The organism is Pedococcus sp. P1_H8, assembly GCF_056405175.1.
In genome coordinates this window covers 191,246-207,440 of record NZ_JBFUCP010000009.1, presented here as the reverse complement: position 1 = coordinate 207,440, position 16,195 = coordinate 191,246, and the positions used below count along the sequence as shown (strand labels likewise).

Annotated in this window: 17 protein-coding genes; 1 reads left to right on the top strand and 16 read right to left on the bottom strand. The window is 69.9% G+C overall.

Annotation, left to right across the window (positions count from 1 at the left end):
• Positions 1 to 184: 184 nt before the first annotated feature.
• The 9 genes from AC1DYG_RS15080 to AC1DYG_RS15040 form a co-directional block, all read right to left on the bottom strand.
• Positions 185 to 907: a nucleoside/nucleotide kinase family protein gene (locus tag AC1DYG_RS15080; protein ID WP_477640674.1), complete on the bottom strand. Its 723-nt coding sequence runs from the start codon at positions 905 to 907 to the stop codon at positions 185 to 187.
• Between the two features lie 4 nt (positions 908 to 911).
• Positions 912 to 1,694 carry a TSUP family transporter gene (locus tag AC1DYG_RS15075; protein ID WP_477640673.1) on the bottom strand — a complete coding sequence of 261 codons (783 nt, stop codon included), beginning with the start codon at positions 1,692 to 1,694 and terminating at the stop codon, positions 912 to 914.
• Positions 1,695 to 2,456 carry an HAD family hydrolase gene (locus tag AC1DYG_RS15070; protein ID WP_477640672.1) on the bottom strand — a complete coding sequence of 254 codons (762 nt, stop codon included), beginning with the start codon at positions 2,454 to 2,456 and terminating at the stop codon, positions 1,695 to 1,697.
• Positions 2,456 to 4,270, bottom strand: coding sequence for a proline--tRNA ligase (locus AC1DYG_RS15065; protein ID WP_477640671.1), 1,815 nt, complete (start codon positions 4,268 to 4,270; stop codon positions 2,456 to 2,458). Before AC1DYG_RS15065 ends, AC1DYG_RS15070 begins: the two co-directional genes overlap by 1 nt.
• A gap of 418 nt (positions 4,271 to 4,688) precedes the next feature.
• Positions 4,689 to 5,087 (bottom strand): DoxX family protein, encoded by a 399-nt coding sequence (locus AC1DYG_RS15060; RefSeq protein WP_477640670.1) that lies wholly within the window; start codon positions 5,085 to 5,087, stop codon positions 4,689 to 4,691.
• A 42-nt stretch (positions 5,088 to 5,129) separates the two neighbouring features.
• The gene (locus AC1DYG_RS15055; protein WP_477640669.1) at positions 5,130 to 5,432 is read right to left on the bottom strand and encodes a S1 domain-containing protein; all 303 of its coding nucleotides are present in this window, start codon (positions 5,430 to 5,432) and stop codon (positions 5,130 to 5,132) included.
• 326 nt (positions 5,433 to 5,758) lie between these two features.
• Positions 5,759 to 6,955: a DUF222 domain-containing protein gene (locus AC1DYG_RS15050; RefSeq protein ID WP_477640668.1), complete on the bottom strand. Its 1,197-nt coding sequence runs from the start codon at positions 6,953 to 6,955 to the stop codon at positions 5,759 to 5,761.
• A gap of 131 nt (positions 6,956 to 7,086) precedes the next feature.
• Positions 7,087 to 7,326 carry a hypothetical protein gene (locus AC1DYG_RS15045; RefSeq protein ID WP_477640667.1) on the bottom strand — a complete coding sequence of 80 codons (240 nt, stop codon included), beginning with the start codon at positions 7,324 to 7,326 and terminating at the stop codon, positions 7,087 to 7,089.
• Between the two features lie 33 nt (positions 7,327 to 7,359).
• The gene (locus AC1DYG_RS15040; RefSeq protein ID WP_477640666.1) at positions 7,360 to 8,205 is read right to left on the bottom strand and encodes a GNAT family N-acetyltransferase; all 846 of its coding nucleotides are present in this window, start codon (positions 8,203 to 8,205) and stop codon (positions 7,360 to 7,362) included.
• Between the two features lie 220 nt (positions 8,206 to 8,425).
• Here AC1DYG_RS15040 and AC1DYG_RS15035 point away from each other — a divergent pair, with 220 nt between their 5' ends.
• Entirely contained in the window at positions 8,426 to 9,805 is a 1,380-nt protein-coding gene (locus AC1DYG_RS15035; RefSeq protein ID WP_477640665.1) for an esterase-like activity of phytase family protein, read from the top strand.
• 80 nt (positions 9,806 to 9,885) lie between these two features.
• Here the strand turns inward: AC1DYG_RS15035 and ispG are convergent, their stop codons facing one another.
• From ispG to AC1DYG_RS15000, 7 genes are all read right to left on the bottom strand, one after another.
• Complete coding sequence (gene ispG, locus AC1DYG_RS15030; RefSeq protein WP_477640664.1) at positions 9,886 to 11,046, bottom strand: flavodoxin-dependent (E)-4-hydroxy-3-methylbut-2-enyl-diphosphate synthase; 1,161 nt, start codon at positions 11,044 to 11,046, stop codon at positions 9,886 to 9,888.
• A 76-nt stretch (positions 11,047 to 11,122) separates the two neighbouring features.
• A complete protein-coding gene (locus AC1DYG_RS15025) occupies positions 11,123 to 12,484 on the bottom strand; it encodes a M50 family metallopeptidase (protein WP_477640663.1) in 1,362 nt (453 codons plus the stop codon).
• Entirely contained in the window at positions 12,484 to 13,752 is a 1,269-nt protein-coding gene (gene dxr, locus AC1DYG_RS15020; RefSeq protein ID WP_477640662.1) for a 1-deoxy-D-xylulose-5-phosphate reductoisomerase, read from the bottom strand. Before dxr ends, AC1DYG_RS15025 begins: the two co-directional genes overlap by 1 nt.
• A 27-nt stretch (positions 13,753 to 13,779) precedes the next feature.
• Positions 13,780 to 14,433 carry a Pr6Pr family membrane protein gene (locus tag AC1DYG_RS15015; protein ID WP_477640661.1) on the bottom strand — a complete coding sequence of 218 codons (654 nt, stop codon included), beginning with the start codon at positions 14,431 to 14,433 and terminating at the stop codon, positions 13,780 to 13,782.
• 74 nt (positions 14,434 to 14,507) lie between these two features.
• Entirely contained in the window at positions 14,508 to 14,864 is a 357-nt protein-coding gene (locus tag AC1DYG_RS15010) for a barstar family protein (protein ID WP_477640660.1), read from the bottom strand.
• A complete protein-coding gene (locus tag AC1DYG_RS15005; RefSeq protein WP_477640659.1) occupies positions 14,861 to 14,986 on the bottom strand; it encodes a hypothetical protein in 126 nt (41 codons plus the stop codon). Before AC1DYG_RS15005 ends, AC1DYG_RS15010 begins: the two co-directional genes overlap by 4 nt.
• Positions 14,987 to 15,089: 103 nt before the next feature.
• Positions 15,090 to 16,157 (bottom strand): DnaB-like helicase C-terminal domain-containing protein, encoded by a 1,068-nt coding sequence (locus tag AC1DYG_RS15000; protein WP_477640658.1) that lies wholly within the window; start codon positions 16,155 to 16,157, stop codon positions 15,090 to 15,092.
• Positions 16,158 to 16,195: the final 38 nt, after the last annotated feature.

Below are 16,195 nucleotides of genomic sequence, written 5' to 3'. Positions count from 1 at the left end.
GTAAACATCTACGCTCCAGACGGAACCCTGCTCGGCCACCACCGACTCGACCCCACCAAGCGATACCAAGGCCGCCTGCGAGAAGCCGCCTAAAATGTCCCACATCTACCCGGACATCCGTGTCCCACATCTAGGTAGACAGCACACACGTCAGGGCGCGGCAGATCCTTCAAAGACCCGCGCGTCAGGGAGTCGCGTTGCCACCGACGATGCGGCCGTCGACCAGCACCAGATCCGCGCTGTCGCGGCCACCGGCGACGAGCCGGGCGTTGGCCTCGTCGGACCGGTCGACCCAGGCCGTCGCGTCCTCGAGGGGCCGGCCGGTCCCCACGTGGCGGTCGATGAGGCGCTGGCGGCGGGCGTCGTCCGCCAGCGCGCAGAACCACGCCTCGTCGAGCTGTGCACGCACCGGGCGCCACGCCAGGTCGTCGAGCAGCAGGTAGTTGCCCTCGGTGACGACCAGGCCCGCGCCGGTACCCACCTCGATGGCCCCGGCTTCGGGCTCCCCCATCGCGTGGTCGAAGGCCGGAGCCCAGACCACTACGCGCGGCGAGCCGCGGACGGCGGCGAGCAGCGCGGCATACGCCTCGACGTCGAAGGTGTCGGGCGCTCCCTTGCGGCCAAGCCGACCCAGTCGACCGAGCTCGGCACCGGGGAGGTGGAAGCCGTCCATCGGCACGTGCGCGACGCGGCCGGCCAGTCGCGAGTCGGCCGCCGCGGCACGCAGCAGCGCGACGACCAGCGTCGTCTTGCCCGCACCGGGGGGCCCGGCGATGCCCAGAACCCGTCGGCGTCCGCCGGCGGCCTCGGACACGAGGCCGGCGCACCGGTCCAGCAGCTCGGGCAGCGCGGTCAGGGCCGGCCCGTCCGTGACCTCCGGGCCGTTCGGATCTCGGGTTGCGCCCACGTCGTCAGCTCCACCAGCCGAGCACCGAGCCGCCGATCCTGACGATGAAGGCGACGAGCACCACCACGAAGACCACGCGCACGAACCTACTGCCCCGAGCGACCGCGGTGCGCGCCCCGACGTAGCCTCCCGCGATGTTGGCCACGGCCATCACCGCCCCGATCTTCCACATGACGTGACCACCAGGGACGAACACGGTCAGCGCCCCGAGGTTGGTGGCGAAGTTCGCGATCTTGGCCTTGGCGCTCGCTTCGAGGAAGGCGTAACCCATCAGCCCGACGAGCGCGAAGACGAGGAACGAGCCGGTGCCCGGGCCGAGGGCCCCGTCGTAGACCCCGATGACGAAGCCCGTGATCATCGCGATCACGGTGTGCCGATGACCGGCGAAGCGCAGCGCCGTCTCGACCCCCAGGGAGGGCTTGGCGACGGTGTAGGCGCCGACGACCACCAGCATCCCGAGGATGATCGGGTTGAAGGCGCTCTTGGGGATGTGCAGCCCGAGCAGCGCACCCCCGACCGCGCCGAGGTAGGCGACGGCCGCCATCGGCAGCGCGGTGCGCAGGTCGGGACGCACCCTGCGCCAGTAGGTGATCGAGCTCGTCGTCGTGCCGAAGATCGAGGCGATCTTGTTGGTGGCGAGCAGCTGGGCGGGAGACGCTCCGGGGAAGCCGAGCAGCAGGGCGGGCAGCTGCACGAGCCCGCCACCGCCCACGACCGCGTCGATCCATCCTGCACCGAACCCCGCCAGGGCCATGAGCAGGACCGTCGTCAGGTCGGCGTCCGGCACCTACTGCCCCAGCCAGCCGTCGACGATCGCGAGGATGTCGAGCAGCTCGTGGGCCTGGGCGTCCGGGGTCACGTCCACCGCGACCTGCTGGTTGACCGGGATGTCGCTGTGCGGGATCCAGATCGCGCGCATCCCGACCTGCTGCGGCCCGTGGACGTCCTCGAAGAGCCGGTCGCCGACGTAGGCAGCCGCCTCCGGCGCGACGTCCACTGCCGCGCACGCCGCGAGGAACGCCTCGGGGTGCGGCTTCACGACGTGGATCTCCGACGAGTAGACGTCGCCGTCGAGCAGGTCGAGGACACCGTCGCGCTGGAAGACCTCGCGGTGGTAGGCGCGGCTCCAGATGGTGTTGGACAGCACGCCCACCTTGAGGCCGCGGTCGTGCAGCCCCTCCCAGAGCGGACGCACCTGGGGGTCGGTGTGGGTGTGCGGCTCCCAGAACCTCCGGTATGCCGCGAGCGCCAGGAGGTGCCGGTCGTGGTCCGCGTCGACTCCCGCCTCCGCGAGGATCGCCTCGATGGAGGCGCTCTCGTGGGTCTGACGACCTCGCGACCAGGCCTTCTCCTCGGCCTCGTGGATCCGCATGGCCAGCGAGTCCGCCTCGGCGAGCTCCTCGACGGGCATCCGCGGGTCCTCGACCGGCAGGCCGTGCACCTCGCGGGCGAAGACGCGCCACTGCTGGGGCAGGTCGACGTCGTGCCAGGGCGTGAGCGTCCCTCCCCAGTCGAAGATCAGCGCTTCGAGCGGAGCCGAGCCGCCCATCAGGACTCGGCGCCGCTGACCTGGGTGCCGCTGACCGGGGTGCCGCGGATCTCGCGGATGACCTCGGCGACGACGTCGTCGGCCGAGACCTCCCGACGTTCGCCGGTGGCGCGGTCCTTGATCTCGACGATGCCGTTCTCGAGCGATTTGCCGACCACGACGATCGTCGGGACACCGATCAGCTCGGAGTCCTTGAACTTCACGCCGGGGCTGACCTTCTGGCGGTCGTCGTAGAGCACCGACAGGCCCTGGGCCTCCAGCGCCCGGGTGATCTCCTCGGACTTCGCGAAGACCTCGGGGTCGCGGGTGACGTCCTTGCCGGTGGCGACGACGTGCACGTCGACGGGGCTGATCTCGCGGGGCCAGCGCAGGCCGAGCTCGTCGTGGTTGCCCTCGGCGACGCAGGCGACGGCACGCGAGACGCCCACGCCGTAGGACCCCATGACCACGGTCTGCAGCTTGCCGTTCTGGTCGAGCACCTTGAGGTCGAGCGCCTCGGCGTACTTGGTGCCGAGCTGGAAGATGTGTCCCATCTCGATGCCGCGGGCGGACTCCAGTCCGTGGCCACAGCTCGGGCAGGCGTCGCCGGGCCGCACGTCCGCAGCCTCGATCGTGCCGTCCCCGGTGAAGTCTCGGCCGGCCACCAGGTCGATGACGTGCTTGCCGGCCTCGTCGGCGCCGGTGACCCAGCGAGTGCCCTCGGCGACCCGCGGGTCCAGCAGGTACCGGATCTTCGACGCCGACTCGGAACCGAGCGCACCGGGCCCGATGTAGCCCTTGACGAGCGCGGGGTTGGCGGCAAAGTCCTTCTCGTCAAAGGCTTCCACCTCGGCCGGGTCGACCTGGGCGCCCAGCCGCTTCTCGTCGATCTCGCGGTCGCCGGGCACACCGATGGCCAGCGGCTCACGCGTGCCGTCGGGGTGGACGAGGGTGACGATGACGTTCTTGAGGGTGTCGCCCGCGGCCCAGGGCCGGTCCTCGCGGGGGAAGTGCGCGTTGAGGTGCGCCACCAGCGTCTCGATGGTGGGGGTGTCGGGAGTGGCCTCGGCGTGCGCGGCCGGCACCTCGGCATACGACACGGGGTCGGGGGCGGGGACGCGCACTGCCTCGACGTTCGCGGCGTACCCACAGTTCGGGCAGCGGACGTAGGTGTCCTCGCCGTTCTCGGCGGTGGCGAGGAACTCCTCGGACTTGCTGCCGCCCATGGCACCGGCCATCGCCTGGACGATGACGTAGTGGAAGCCGAGCCGGTCGAAGATGCGGATGTAGGCGTCGCGGTGCAGCTGGTAGGCCTTGTCGAGACCGGCGACGTCGATGTCGAAGGAGTAGGAGTCCTTCATGACGAACTCGCGGCCACGCAGGACCCCTGCCCGGGGACGGGCCTCGTCGCGGTACTTGGTCTGGATCTGGTAGATCGCCAGGGGCAGGTCCTTGTAGGACGAGTACAGGTCCTTGACCGTGAGGGTGAACATCTCCTCGTGGGTCGGCCCGAGCAGGTAGTCGGCGCCCTTGCGGTCCTGCAGGCGGAAGATGTTGGGGCCGTACTCGGTCCAGCGACCGCTCGCCTCGAACGGCTCCTTGGGCAGCAGCGCCGGGAAGAGCAGCTCCTGGGCGCCGATCTCGTCCATCTCCTCGCGGACGATGGTCTCGACCTTGCGCAGCACCCGCAGACCCAGGGGCAGCCAGGTGTAGATGCCGGGGCTGACCCGCCGGATGTAGCCGGCCCGGACGAGCAACCGGTGGCTCGGCACCTCGGCATCGGCCGGATCCTCGCGAAGGGTTCGCAGGAACAGGGACGACATGCGCAGGGCCACGTGGCACTCCTCGGTTGGCGGACAACCCCCAGAGGATATCGGTGGGTATGCCGCCTGCTCACCACGGTTTCCCTCCTTGCCTCCGTCGTGGGGACGGGAGCCGCGGACAACCCCTGTCCGGAATCGAGGCGATGGTGCGTGACCTGCAGATATGTGTCCGAGAGGCTTGTGAGCCTGTCCGTTTTGCGCCAGTCTGTGTGTCGGGTCGGGGGTTCCCAAGCGGGTGGGGGTGATGGCCGCGTGTGGCCGTTTACACGAAGGCGATCGATGGATCGTCGAGAGCAAGAGGCTCTGAGGACTGCCAAGGCGAAGGCGGCGCGGGATCGCGCCGAGAACAACGCAAGGCAGCCGGCAGAGCAGACCACGGCATAGGGCGACGCAGACCACGCCATGGGGCGACGAGAACCGCCCGCGTGGGTCAGCGGCCCGCGGCCTTGAGGGCGGTGCGGATCAGCGGGAGCTGCAGTGGCAGCCGCGCGACGGTGCCCGCGAAGGCGGCCTGCGCAGCCGGGGTCCCCACGCGCTGTGCGCGCTTGCCGTAGTTGGCACTCATCTGGACGTTGCCCGGCAGGATGGCGAGGAGCAGCCCAGCACTGGCCCACCCGGCATACCGGCGGGTGCGGGGGTGGAGCAGCCCGGCCGCGCAGACGAGCTCGGCCACACCCGAAAGGTAGATCAGCTCGCGTCGGCGCGGCAGGGAGTTCGGCACGAGGGGCTCGAAGACCTCGGGCTTGACGAGGTGGGTCGTCCCCGAGGTGATGAACAGGCCGGCGAGGCCGACGATGTCCTTGGTCAGAGGCGCGACGGAGCGGGGCATGCCGCCATCCTGTCAGGCACAGCTCCCGACCGACCTCGTCGCCTAGAACGGAGGTGGGTCATCCGAGGACGGGCCCCGAATCCGGCGCGAGGTCGAGCGATGGCCGTGGAAGAGGAGTTCATCCACGTCGAGCCGATCGCACACCCGGACGATCTCCACCCTCGAGCACCCTCTCGTCTCGAACCGTTCGACGCGGCTGAAGTCGACCCGCTGCCCGGTCCGCAGGGCGCGGCGGTTGCGGGCGGTGAGGTTGCTGGGATGGCAGGCGAGTTCGACGAGGTGGCTCTCGGTCAGGTGCTCCAAGGCTTCGACCAGCACCGACGGCAATCCGGCGTCCCCGCCCACGTTCACGGGCACTCTGGAAGAGGCGTCACCACTCACTGCGGGGGCTGCTGAGGCAGTCTCAGATCCACCCAGGAGCAGGTCGAGGGGCATGGTCGTGCTCTGGCGGCCAGTGGGGTCGGTCCAGACCAGTGTGCCGTCCGCGTCGAGACGCGATCGCCAACGGGGCCCTTGCTTGATGCGGTGATGGCGTCGACAGAGGCAGACCAGGTTGGTCGGATCGGTCGCGCCCACTGGCCATGGGACCACGTGGTCGACGTCGCAGAACCTCGCACTGATCGCACACCCCGGGAAGCGGCACTGCCCGTCTCTGGCCTTGACGAACTCGATCATCCATGGCGGCGGTCGATAGCGACCTGATTCGCCCGTGTCGGCACCGGACTGGTCGCCCGTACCCGTGGGCCTCGACGTCTGCGGGATGGACGCTGCGCGCTCATCGGCAGGGACGCCAGCGCCCCCGACCTGTCGTCGCACGCCACCACATCGACCGACGCCGTGGACTCCGGAGCTGCCAGCCTGTCCGCGTCGCCAGCCCCCATCGGCCCGCTGGCGGCGCCTCGCCTCTTCGGCCGCTGCGCCACGGACGCAACCCAGCAGGCGCGCACGTGGGTCACTCCCGGCATGCCGAAGCCCGTCACGGGCACGAGTTCGGCGGCGCGTGGACCAGCATCCGTGTCGCTCGTTGCGCCCTCGTCTCGAGCCGCCTCGACTGCCGCGGCCTCGCGTGCGACCTCGCTGGCCGGGACGGTCAGGTGAACCGTGACCGCACCGGTGGCCCGTGCGTGAATGAGATCCATCAGAGCGTCTGCCCGGGCCTGCTCGATGCCGGTGCACTTGCCGTCCGTGACATAGCTCCGGGCCAACCCGTCGACCACGGACCACGCGGTCCGGGACTCCTCGACGGGCACCTTGGCACACCACTCGTCCACTCCGGGAGCGAAGGCACTGCGCCGCAGCGACCGCTCGGCCCGCGCACGCTCGGCCTTGCGCCGGACGAGGTCTGCGTCCACCGACGCCAGCACGCGGCGTGTGCGGCGGCGCAACGCACCGCCCGCCTCGGCGCCGAGCCGCTCGCCGATCCGCACAGCCACCTCGGAGCAGACTTCCGGCGTCGCGTCGGCCAGTTCCTCGGCAACGATCCCGGCGCGGTAGGCGTCGAGCCGGCCTGCCGCCATCGCCTCGACCAGGGCGGGATGACGGGTGACGAGGTCCACCGCGGTCGCGACCCGGTCAGTCGCTCCGGAGGCCGTGAGTCCCAACCGGTCCTGCACGAGGGCCGGGGCGTCCAACCGCTGGTGTCCGAGCCCCCGGAACTCCTCCTCGATCGTGCCGTCCTCACACACGACGTCCTCGGTCGCGGCCACGTGCGCGAGGGCGACCGTCTGCATCGCCGCAAGGACGTTGAGCAGCTGTTGGCACGAACCCGCCAGCTCCACCCACTCCGCGGCCGATGCCTCAGCCCCGATGGCGCGCACCCGACCCAGCTCCGACTGGAGCGTGAGCTGGAGATCGGCCAGTTCGAACATATGTCCACTCTAGCCAAAGGGGCTCCCTAGCGCAACCTCCATCGGCGACGAATTCCGTTGCCGGACAACAGAATTGGCTCACCGATAGCAAGAGCCCGATTGTCAGTATGGCGTGGTATGCAGGCCGGGCTTCAGTCGCTGCCGTGCTCGCGCAGGTAGGCCAACCGGGCCCGCAGGGCGAGCGCGAAGGTGGCACCACCCACGACGAGCAGGACGAGGCCGACCCACAGCCACGTACGGCCCGCAGCCTCCCGCCCCGGCACGGCGACGAGGAAGGCGCCGAAGACCGCGAGCGATCCGGTCATCCACAGCAGCGCGTTGCCGGCGGCCGGGGTCTCCGGGCGCGGTTCCGACTGCAGCGCGGGGTCCATCAGGCACGGCTCATCAGGAGCGAACGCCGGTCATCAGAGCAGCACGGTCGAGAAGGTGCCGACGTCCTCGAAGCCGACCCGCGCATACGTGGCCCTGGCGCTCTCGTTGAAGTCGTTGACATACAACGTGACCCAGCGCGCGCGGGTCTCCATCACCTGTTCGACCACGGACGCCATGAGGGGCACGGAGAGCCCCTGCCCCCGCAGGTGCGGTGCGAGCCAGACCCCCTGGAGCTGGGCGCAGCCGAGCGCGACGGAACCGACGTCAGCCTTGAAGATCACCGCCCCGTCCTCGACCGCGATGAACGTGTGGCCACGATCGATGAGAGCCAACAACGCCGACCGGTATGCCGCGCCCGAACCCGTGTAGGGCGGGTAGCCGATCTCTCCCTCGAACATGTGCGCTGCCGCCGGCATCACGAGGTCCACCTCGTGCTCGCGGGCTGGACGCACCCGCGCGTCGAGCTCGACACCCAGGGCGGAGGGCCGGTCCATGGTGCTCATCAACGGTTGAGTCGCCCGCACGGCACGAGCCGGTCCCCATGCGGGTGCGAGGTGCCGCCAGAGCTCGGCGACCTGGTCCGCAGGCCCGAGGATCGAGGCACAGTGGCGGCGCCAGCGGCGGACCCGGTCGGCGAAGAAGCTCAGGGTCTGCTCGTCGGCCTCGACCGGGACGAGGTTGGCGCTGGACCAGCACAGCGCCTCGAGGCTGCCACCGACCTTGTGGCCGAGAACGGTTCCGGGCTGGCTGCTCAGCACTCCCTCGAGGAGGCGGGCGGCCACGAAGACGTTCGCCGGCAGGTTCCGCGCACACACCTCGAGGGCGGCGTCGCGGTCCGAGGGCGACAGCGCGTGGACCGGGTTTCGAGTGCGCAGCACGCATCCAGCCTAGGGCCCGCTGGGGCGCCGCGCCGCAGAACGCCGCCCTCCCGTCGTCCTGCGGTCCACAGCTGTGGCCGGGAGGGCGACGCACTCGGACTCCCCGGCGGACGACGTCCGGGCGTCTGCACCGGGATCGTCGAGTTTGCCGCAGCTTGCTGCGGATCCACGAGCCACCGCACGTGCGACAGCGACGACCAGCCTCACCAAGGAGACCATCATGTCCACGAACGACCGAACCCCCTCGGGCCCTTCTCCCGCCCGACGTAGCCGTGCCTGGAAGCGTGCCTGGAAGCGTGCGACGGGAACTGCGGCGGCCGGCGCCCTCTGTGCCACCGCCCTCGCCTCATCGCCCAGCGGCGCCACTCCCGGTGTCGATGGCGCCACTGTCGACCCCGACCCCGCGACGACGGCCGCTCAGGCCCGGCTCGTCGGGCGCTCGTCCCTCCTGGCGGAGACCTATCGACCGGGAACTGCGCCGTCGGGGTACTTCCAGACGGGGACGACGGCGGTGCCTCGTCCGTACCCTGCGCAGCCGGTGCAGGGCTTCTCGGCGATGCACCGCAACGCCGACGGCAGCTATCTCGTCATGACCGACAACGGTTACGGCCAGAAGGGGAACAGCCAGGACTTCGAGCTCGTCGTGAACCGCATCCGGCCCGACACCACCACCGGGGCGACGGCCTATCTCGGCCTGCAGTTCGTCCTCAGCGACCCCGACCACCACGTTGACTGGACGATCTGGCGCGACGGCGGTTGCGCCGCAGCCTCGACGCTGCCTGCGGGCTACACCTGCCCCGCGCCGGACCGCGTCCTCACGGGTTGGGACTTCGACCCGGAGTCCATGCAGGTCGCGCCCGACGGAACGTTCTGGTTCGGCGACGAGTTCGGACCGTTCCTGCTCCACGCGGACGACCACGGTCGCCTCCTGGAGGCGCCCGTCCCGGCGCCGGGGGTGAATGCACCGCAGAACCCGACCCTGGCAGCCGGGGAGGCGCCCAACCTCGCGTCCTCTCGGGGATTCGAGGGCATGCCGATCTCGCCCAACGGCCAGCGGCTCTACCCGATGCTCGAGGGTTCCCTCGCCGAGGACAAGGCCGCCGGCCTCGCCTCCGACCTGCGGATCTTCGAGGTCAAGGTCAACCAGGACCTCGGGGCGCAGTTCACCGGCACCTACTGGCGCTACCGCCTCGAGAGCCCCGGGGACTCGATCGGCGACGCGATCGCGATCAACGACCACGAGCTCCTCGTCGTCGAACGCGATGCGGGAGCGGGACCGACCGCGCGCTTCAAGGCGGTCTTCACCGTGGACCTCAAGGACCGGGACCACGACGGGTATGCCGACAAGCAGCTCCTCGTGAACCTCCTGGCCGTTCCGGACCCGGCCAACGTCGGCAAGCTCGGCGCGTTCTTCCCGTTCGCCTTCGAGACCATCGAGGACCTCGCGGTCCTCGACGACCACACCATCGCCGCGATGAACGACAACAACTTCCCCAACACGGGCGGCCGTTCGGCAACCATCCCCGACCCGAACGAGTACATCGAGGTCACGTTCGACCAGCCGCTGGGCGTCGACCCGCGGTTGCTCCCGCAAGGCTGAGCTGAGGGGTGAGTTGAGCGGCGAGCCGGGCGACACAGGTCACTCTCGGGTCCGTGGGTGGGGGCGGACCCGAGAGCCGGTCAGCCGACGGTGACCGACGGAGCTCCCGCGCTCTCCTCGTCGATCGGCTCGCCCATCTCCTCGGCGATGCGCATGGCCTCCTCGATGAGGGTCTCGACGATCTGGCTCTCGGGCACGGTCTTGACGACCTCGCCCTTGACGAAGATCTGGCCCTTGCCGTTGCCCGACGCGACGCCGAGGTCGGCTTCGCGGGCCTCGCCCGGGCCGTTGACGACACAGCCCATCACGGCGACCCGCAACGGGACCGTCATGCCCTCCAGCCCGGCGGTGACCTCATCGGCCAGCTTGTAGACATCGACCTGCGCCCGACCGCACGAGGGGCAGGACACGATCTCGAGCTTGCGCGGCTTGAGGTTGAGCGACTGCAGGATCTGGTTGCCGACCTTGACCTCCTCGACGGGAGGCGCCGACAGCGACACGCGGATGGTGTCGCCGATGCCCTTGGACAGCAGGGCACCGAAGGCAGTGGCGGACTTGATGGTGCCCTGGAACGCCGGGCCGGCCTCGGTGACCCCGAGGTGCAGCGGCCAGTCGCCCCGCTCGGACAGCATCTCGTAGGCCTTGACCATCACGACCGGGTCGTTGTGCTTGACCGAGATCTTGAAGTCGTGGAAGTCGTGCTCCTCGAAGAGGGACGCCTCCCAGACGGCCGACTCGACCAGCGCCTCGGCCGTCGCCTTGCCGTACTTCTCCAGCAGTCGCGGGTCGAGCGAGCCAGCGTTGACGCCGATCCGGATCGAGACGCCGGCGTCCTTGGCCGCCGCAGCGATCTGCTTGACCTGGTCGTCGAACTTGCGGATGTTGCCGGGGTTGACCCGCACTGCGGCGCAGCCTGCGTCGATGGCCGCGAAGACGTACTTGGGCTGGAAGTGGATGTCCGCGATGACGGGGATCTGGGACTTGCGGGCGATCGCAGGCAGCGCCTCGGCATCGTCCTGGCTCGGGCACGCGACGCGCACGATGTCGCAGCCCGAGGCGGTGAGCTCGGCGATCTGCTGCAACGTGCTGTTGATGTCGGTCGTCGGCGTCGTGCACATCGACTGCACCGAGATGGGGGCGTCACCGCCGACCTCGACCTTGCCGACCTTGATCTTGCGCGTCTTGCGGCGGGGCGCGAGCACGGGCGGGGGCAGGGCCGGCATACCGAGTCCAACAGTCATGCGTTGAGTATCTCCCAGGGAGGGGTGGAAGCCGACGTCGGCTCGAAGCCGGCGTGCGGCCGACCTGCGGCGTGGGTCAGCCGAGCTTGACGGGCTTGACGAAGTCGGCGTAGATGAGCAGGGCTGACATCACGATGAGCACCGAGGACACCGCATAGGCGACCGGCAAGGCCTTGGCGACGTCCACGTGGCCGGGGTCGGGGCGGTTCAGCAGGCGTGCGGCGTTGCGCTTGAGCCCCTCCCACAGCGCTCCCGCCACGTGGCCGCCGTCCAGGGGCAACAGCGGGATCAGGTTGAAGACGAACAGGGCCAGGTTGAGCCCGGCGATCAGGTTGACGAGGATCGCGATCTTGCCCGCAAGGCTCTCGTCGAGTCCCTCGACGGAGCCTGACGAGATCTCGCCGGCCATCCGGCCCACGCCGACCACGGACACCGGGCCGTTGGGGTCGCGTTCCTCGGAGCCGAAGGCCGCCTGTGCGACGTCGGTCATCCGCTGCGGGATGTGCAGGAGCACTCCGGCGATGTGCGAGACCTGCTCGCCCAGGATGCCGGGGACGACCGTGACGCTCTGGCGCTCGAGGGCGCGGACGGGGGCCGACGAGACCCCCAGGAACCCGGCCTCGAGGACCACGGGCTGACCGTCGGCGTCCACCAGCGGGGTGCCGTCGGGGCCGACCTGTTGCACGGTGTTGCGGATCGGGCTGACCTGGAGGCTCTGCTGGGCGCCGTCGCGCAGCACCACGATCTCGGTCTGCTCGCCGACCCTGGGCCTGATCTGCTTTCCGACGTCGGTGGTGCGCTTGATGGGTTGGCCGGCGATGGACACGATGCGGTCGCCCGGCCGGATGCCCGCGATGAAGGCGGGGGTCTTGGGGTCGGAGGCGGCACACGTCGTCTTGGCAGCCGCCTGGCTGGCGGGCACGACGCACTCGCTGACCGAGGCCACGATCGCCCCGTCCTTCTCCACCTGCATGCCGTAGAGGGTCACCAGGCCGGTGAGCAGCACGACGGCGATGACCAGGTTCATCACCGGGCCGCCCATCATGACGACGACCTTCCTGGGCACCGACAGCTTGTAGAAGACGCGGTCCTCGTCGCCGGGCTTGATCTCCTCGAGGCTGAGCTGGCGTGCCTCGTCGGCGAGCTGGGTGAAGCGCCCCGTGCTCGACACGCGCAACGTGCCTGGCTTGTCACCGGGTCGCGGCGGGAACATGCCGATCATCCGGATGTAGCCGCCGAGCGGGATGGCCTTGATGCCGTACTCGGTCTCGCCCCGTCTCGTCGACCAGACGGTCGGACCGAAGCCCACCATGTACTGGGTGACCTTGACGCCGAACTTCTTGGCCGGGACGAGGTGACCGACCTCGTGCAGCCCGATCGACAGGCCCACCCCCAGGACCACGAAGAGCACGCCGAGCAGGTACAGAAGGACCGTCATCAGCGCAACGCCCCCTGTGTGTCCGCCAGCGACGCGTCGGTCATCGAGCCAGTCTGCAAACCCAGCACCTTCCGTGCCTCCTCGCGCGCCCACCCGTCGGCGCGCATCACGTCCTCAACGGACAGTGTCCCTGATTCGATCCCCCGCGCGCCGCCGGACCCGTGGATCTCCACGACCCTGGCCACCGTGTCGACGATCTCGACGAAGCCGATGTGGCCGTCGTGGAAGGCGTCGACGGCGACCTCGTTGGCTGCGTTGTAGACCGCTGGACTGGTGCCACCCGCCTCGCCGACCTGTCGGGCCAGTCGCACGGCCGGGAACGCCTCGTCGTCGAGCGGCTCGAAGTCCCAGGACTGCGCCTGCGTCCAGTCCACCGGAACGTCGACGTCCGCCACCCGCTCCGGCCAGGACAGCCCGAGCGCGATCGGCACCAGCATCCGGGGCGGCCCGGCCTGCGCGATCGTGGATCCGTCCACGAACTCCACCATCGAGTGGATCAGCTGCTGCGGGTGGACGACGACGTCGATCCGGTCGAACGGGATGTCGAAGAGCAGGTGCGCCTCGATCACCTCGAGCCCCTTGTTGACCAGGGTCGCCGAGTTGGTCGTGATCACCCGCCCCATCGAGAAGTTCGGGTGCGCGAGCGCCTCTGCCGGGGTCACGTCGCGCAACGACTCGCGGCTGCGCCCACGGAACGGTCCACCGCTCGCCGTGACCACCAGTCGGCGCACCTCGTCGGCGCGACCACCGCGCAGGCACTGGGCGATCGCCGAGTGCTCGGAGTCGACGGGCACCAGCTGGCCCGGCTTCGCGGCAGCCTTGACCAGTGGGCCGCCCACGATGAGCGACTCCTTGTTGGCCAGCGCCAGCGTCGACCCCTGCGCCAGCGCGGCCAGCGTCGGGCGCAGCCCGATGGCCCCCGTGATCCCGTTGAGGACGACATCGGCGCCACACCCAGCCGCCACCACCGCCGCATCGTCCCCCACCACCACCTGAGGCCGGTATGCCGCGCGGCCGGCTCGCGCGGCATACGCACCGATCGCCTCGGCGACCTGCTCGTAGGTGCCGAGGGCGACCGCGACGAGGTCCACGTCGAAGGCGACGGCCTGCTCGGCGACGAGGTCGAGGTTGGACCCGGCGGAGAGGGCGACCACACGGAAGAGCTGCGGGTTGCGCGCGATGACGTCCAGGGCCTGGGTGCCGATGGAGCCGGTCGAGCCGAGGACGGCGACGCTGCGCGGGTTGGTCACTGGTTCATTGTCGCGCATGACCGCACAACCACTGTCCCAGCCTGCTCAGGAGGTGGGCGTCGGCCGTCGGCCCAGCCACCTGTCGAGGGCCACGAAGAAGGCGCCGCAGGCCGCGAACAGGACGGCGACACCGGCGAGGTTCAGGAGCACCCGTCCCCAGCCGAGCGTGTCGACGTTCAGGAACGGGTAGGGCCACCAGTCGGTGACCGACCCACGAACCAGCGTGAACGCCCCCCACAGCAGCGGCCAGAGCAGGGACCCGAGCACCTGGGGGCGGGCAGCCTGTCCGCGCGGCCCCGCCGCGACCCAGGCGAACACCGCGAGCACGGGGACCACGACGTGGAGCAGCTTGTCGACCACGAAGCTGCTGCCGCTGAGGTGCAGCAGGGGGCGCAGCAAGAACCAGTGGACGACACCGGTCACAGCGATGCCCACCACGGTGGCCAGCCGCAGGACCCGCCAGCGCAGCCCGTCGTGGGCCGGGTCGCGGGCCAGCACGACCGAACAGCCCAGGACGAGCAGGTTGGACAGCACGGTGAAGTACGAGACGAACCTCGCCAGGCGAACGGGCAGATCGGGTCTGGAGGACTCGTTGAGGACCGCCTCACCGTTGACGATGAGCGCGAGCTGCCACAGGACGGCGACCAGGGCGACGACTGCAACCACGGCGTGCACCGCCCTGGCGGAGGTGGGCTTCACGCGCCCAACGGTAGCGGCGCGGTCAGCGGTCGAGGATGCGGTCAGCGGTCAGCGGTCGAGGATGCGGTCAGCGGTCAGCGGTCGAGGATCGTCACGACGAAACCGGCGTGGTCCTGGCTCACCTCGTCGAGGACGCCCGCGATGTCCTCGAAGGTCTCGTGGTGGTCTCGGCGCAGGCTCGCGGCGCCGTCCCACACGAGGTGGCGCGCTCGCGCGCCGTCCAACGGCTGCTCGGCGAAGTCGTGGAGGCAGTCGGCGAGGGCATCGAGGTTGCGGCCGAACCAGTCCGGGAAGTCCAACACCTCCGCGAACAGGTCGAGGCTCTCCGCCTTGGTGGCGCCGGCAGGGACGACGCAGACATCGTCACCGTAGCGCTGGGCGTCCCGCACGACCTCGGCGACGCGCACGTCAGGTCCCAGGATGCGGATCACCGGACACCACCCTGGAGGACGCGGAAGGACGCATGGTCACCGGTCCAGCAGACGAGCAGCACCAAGCTCATCGCGAGCAGCACCAGCGCGAGGCGCACGGGTCTGCTCTGGACGGCCGACATGCTCCCGACCATAAGGCAGCCTTCGACGTCCCCGCACCCGGCGACTCGGCGCTCGATGCCCGATCATCCCTGACCGGTCACCTTCTCGCGGGTGAGGGCACGCCTACTCCTGGAAGACGCGCTCCTCGATGAGCTGCTCCTCGACGACCCGTCCAGCCGGCTCGAACCGGCCCTGGTCGAACCGCTTCTGGAACTCCAGCTCGAGGTGGTCGGCGCCGTTGCGGTTCTTCTCGATCGACATGACGACCCAGTGGCGGAACCGCTCGGCGTTGCCCAGGTGGTAGACGAGGTGGTGCTTGGCGACGATGTCGTACTTGTCATTGAGGATGAGCACGACGTCGGCCTCGTAGGCAAGCGCCGACGAGCCACGCAGGTCGTTGACCCGCATCCGTCGACCGGCCACCAGGCTGGACTTGTCGGCGGCCACGATCGCCAGGACCGGGACGCCGAGCTCGAGCGCCATGTCCTTCAGTCGTTCGACGACGATGGAGACTCGCTCCTCCTCTCCACTGGCACCAGCCACGGGCACCTTCTGGAGGTAGTCGACCAGGACCAGCGGCGGTCGCCCATCGATCTCGATGATCTCGGCCACCGCGGCGCGGATCTCGTCGAGCGTGGTGTGCATCCCGCTCGAGGTGTGCACGTGCAGTCGTTGGCCATAGCTCTCGAGAGCCTCGACGGCCTCCATGCCGCCCACGGTCTCACCGAAGCGCTCGCGCATCGACTTGGTGCGGCTGTGCCTGGCTTCGAAGCCGGCCCTGATCTTGTTCAGGCCGACGGCGTCGGTGCCGGCGATGGCTCCCGCCTCGATCGCGATGAGTCGTTCGAGGATGCTGTGGGCGTCGTGCTCGTACGAGAACAGCACCGCGCTGCGGTTGGCGGCGACGGCGTTGCGCAGCATCTGTAGTGCCATCGCCGTCTTGCCCAGGCCCTGGGGCCCGCCGAGCAGGACCAGCTCACCCGAGCGGAAGCCACCGGTCAGGGCCACGTCGAGGGCGTCGAAACCGGTCGGCCAGACCCGCGCTCCGGCGGTCTGCCCCAGCCGCAGCTTCTCGTCCGTCTCGACCAGGACATCGGCGAGCGATCGCAGTCGTCCTGCGTTGCGCGACTGCACTGGCTGTTCACCCGTGATGGACAAGACACTCGCTCCCGCTGGTTCAGCGCTGGTCATGCGACAGATTGAACCCTCGATGTGCCTCCGGTGGAACC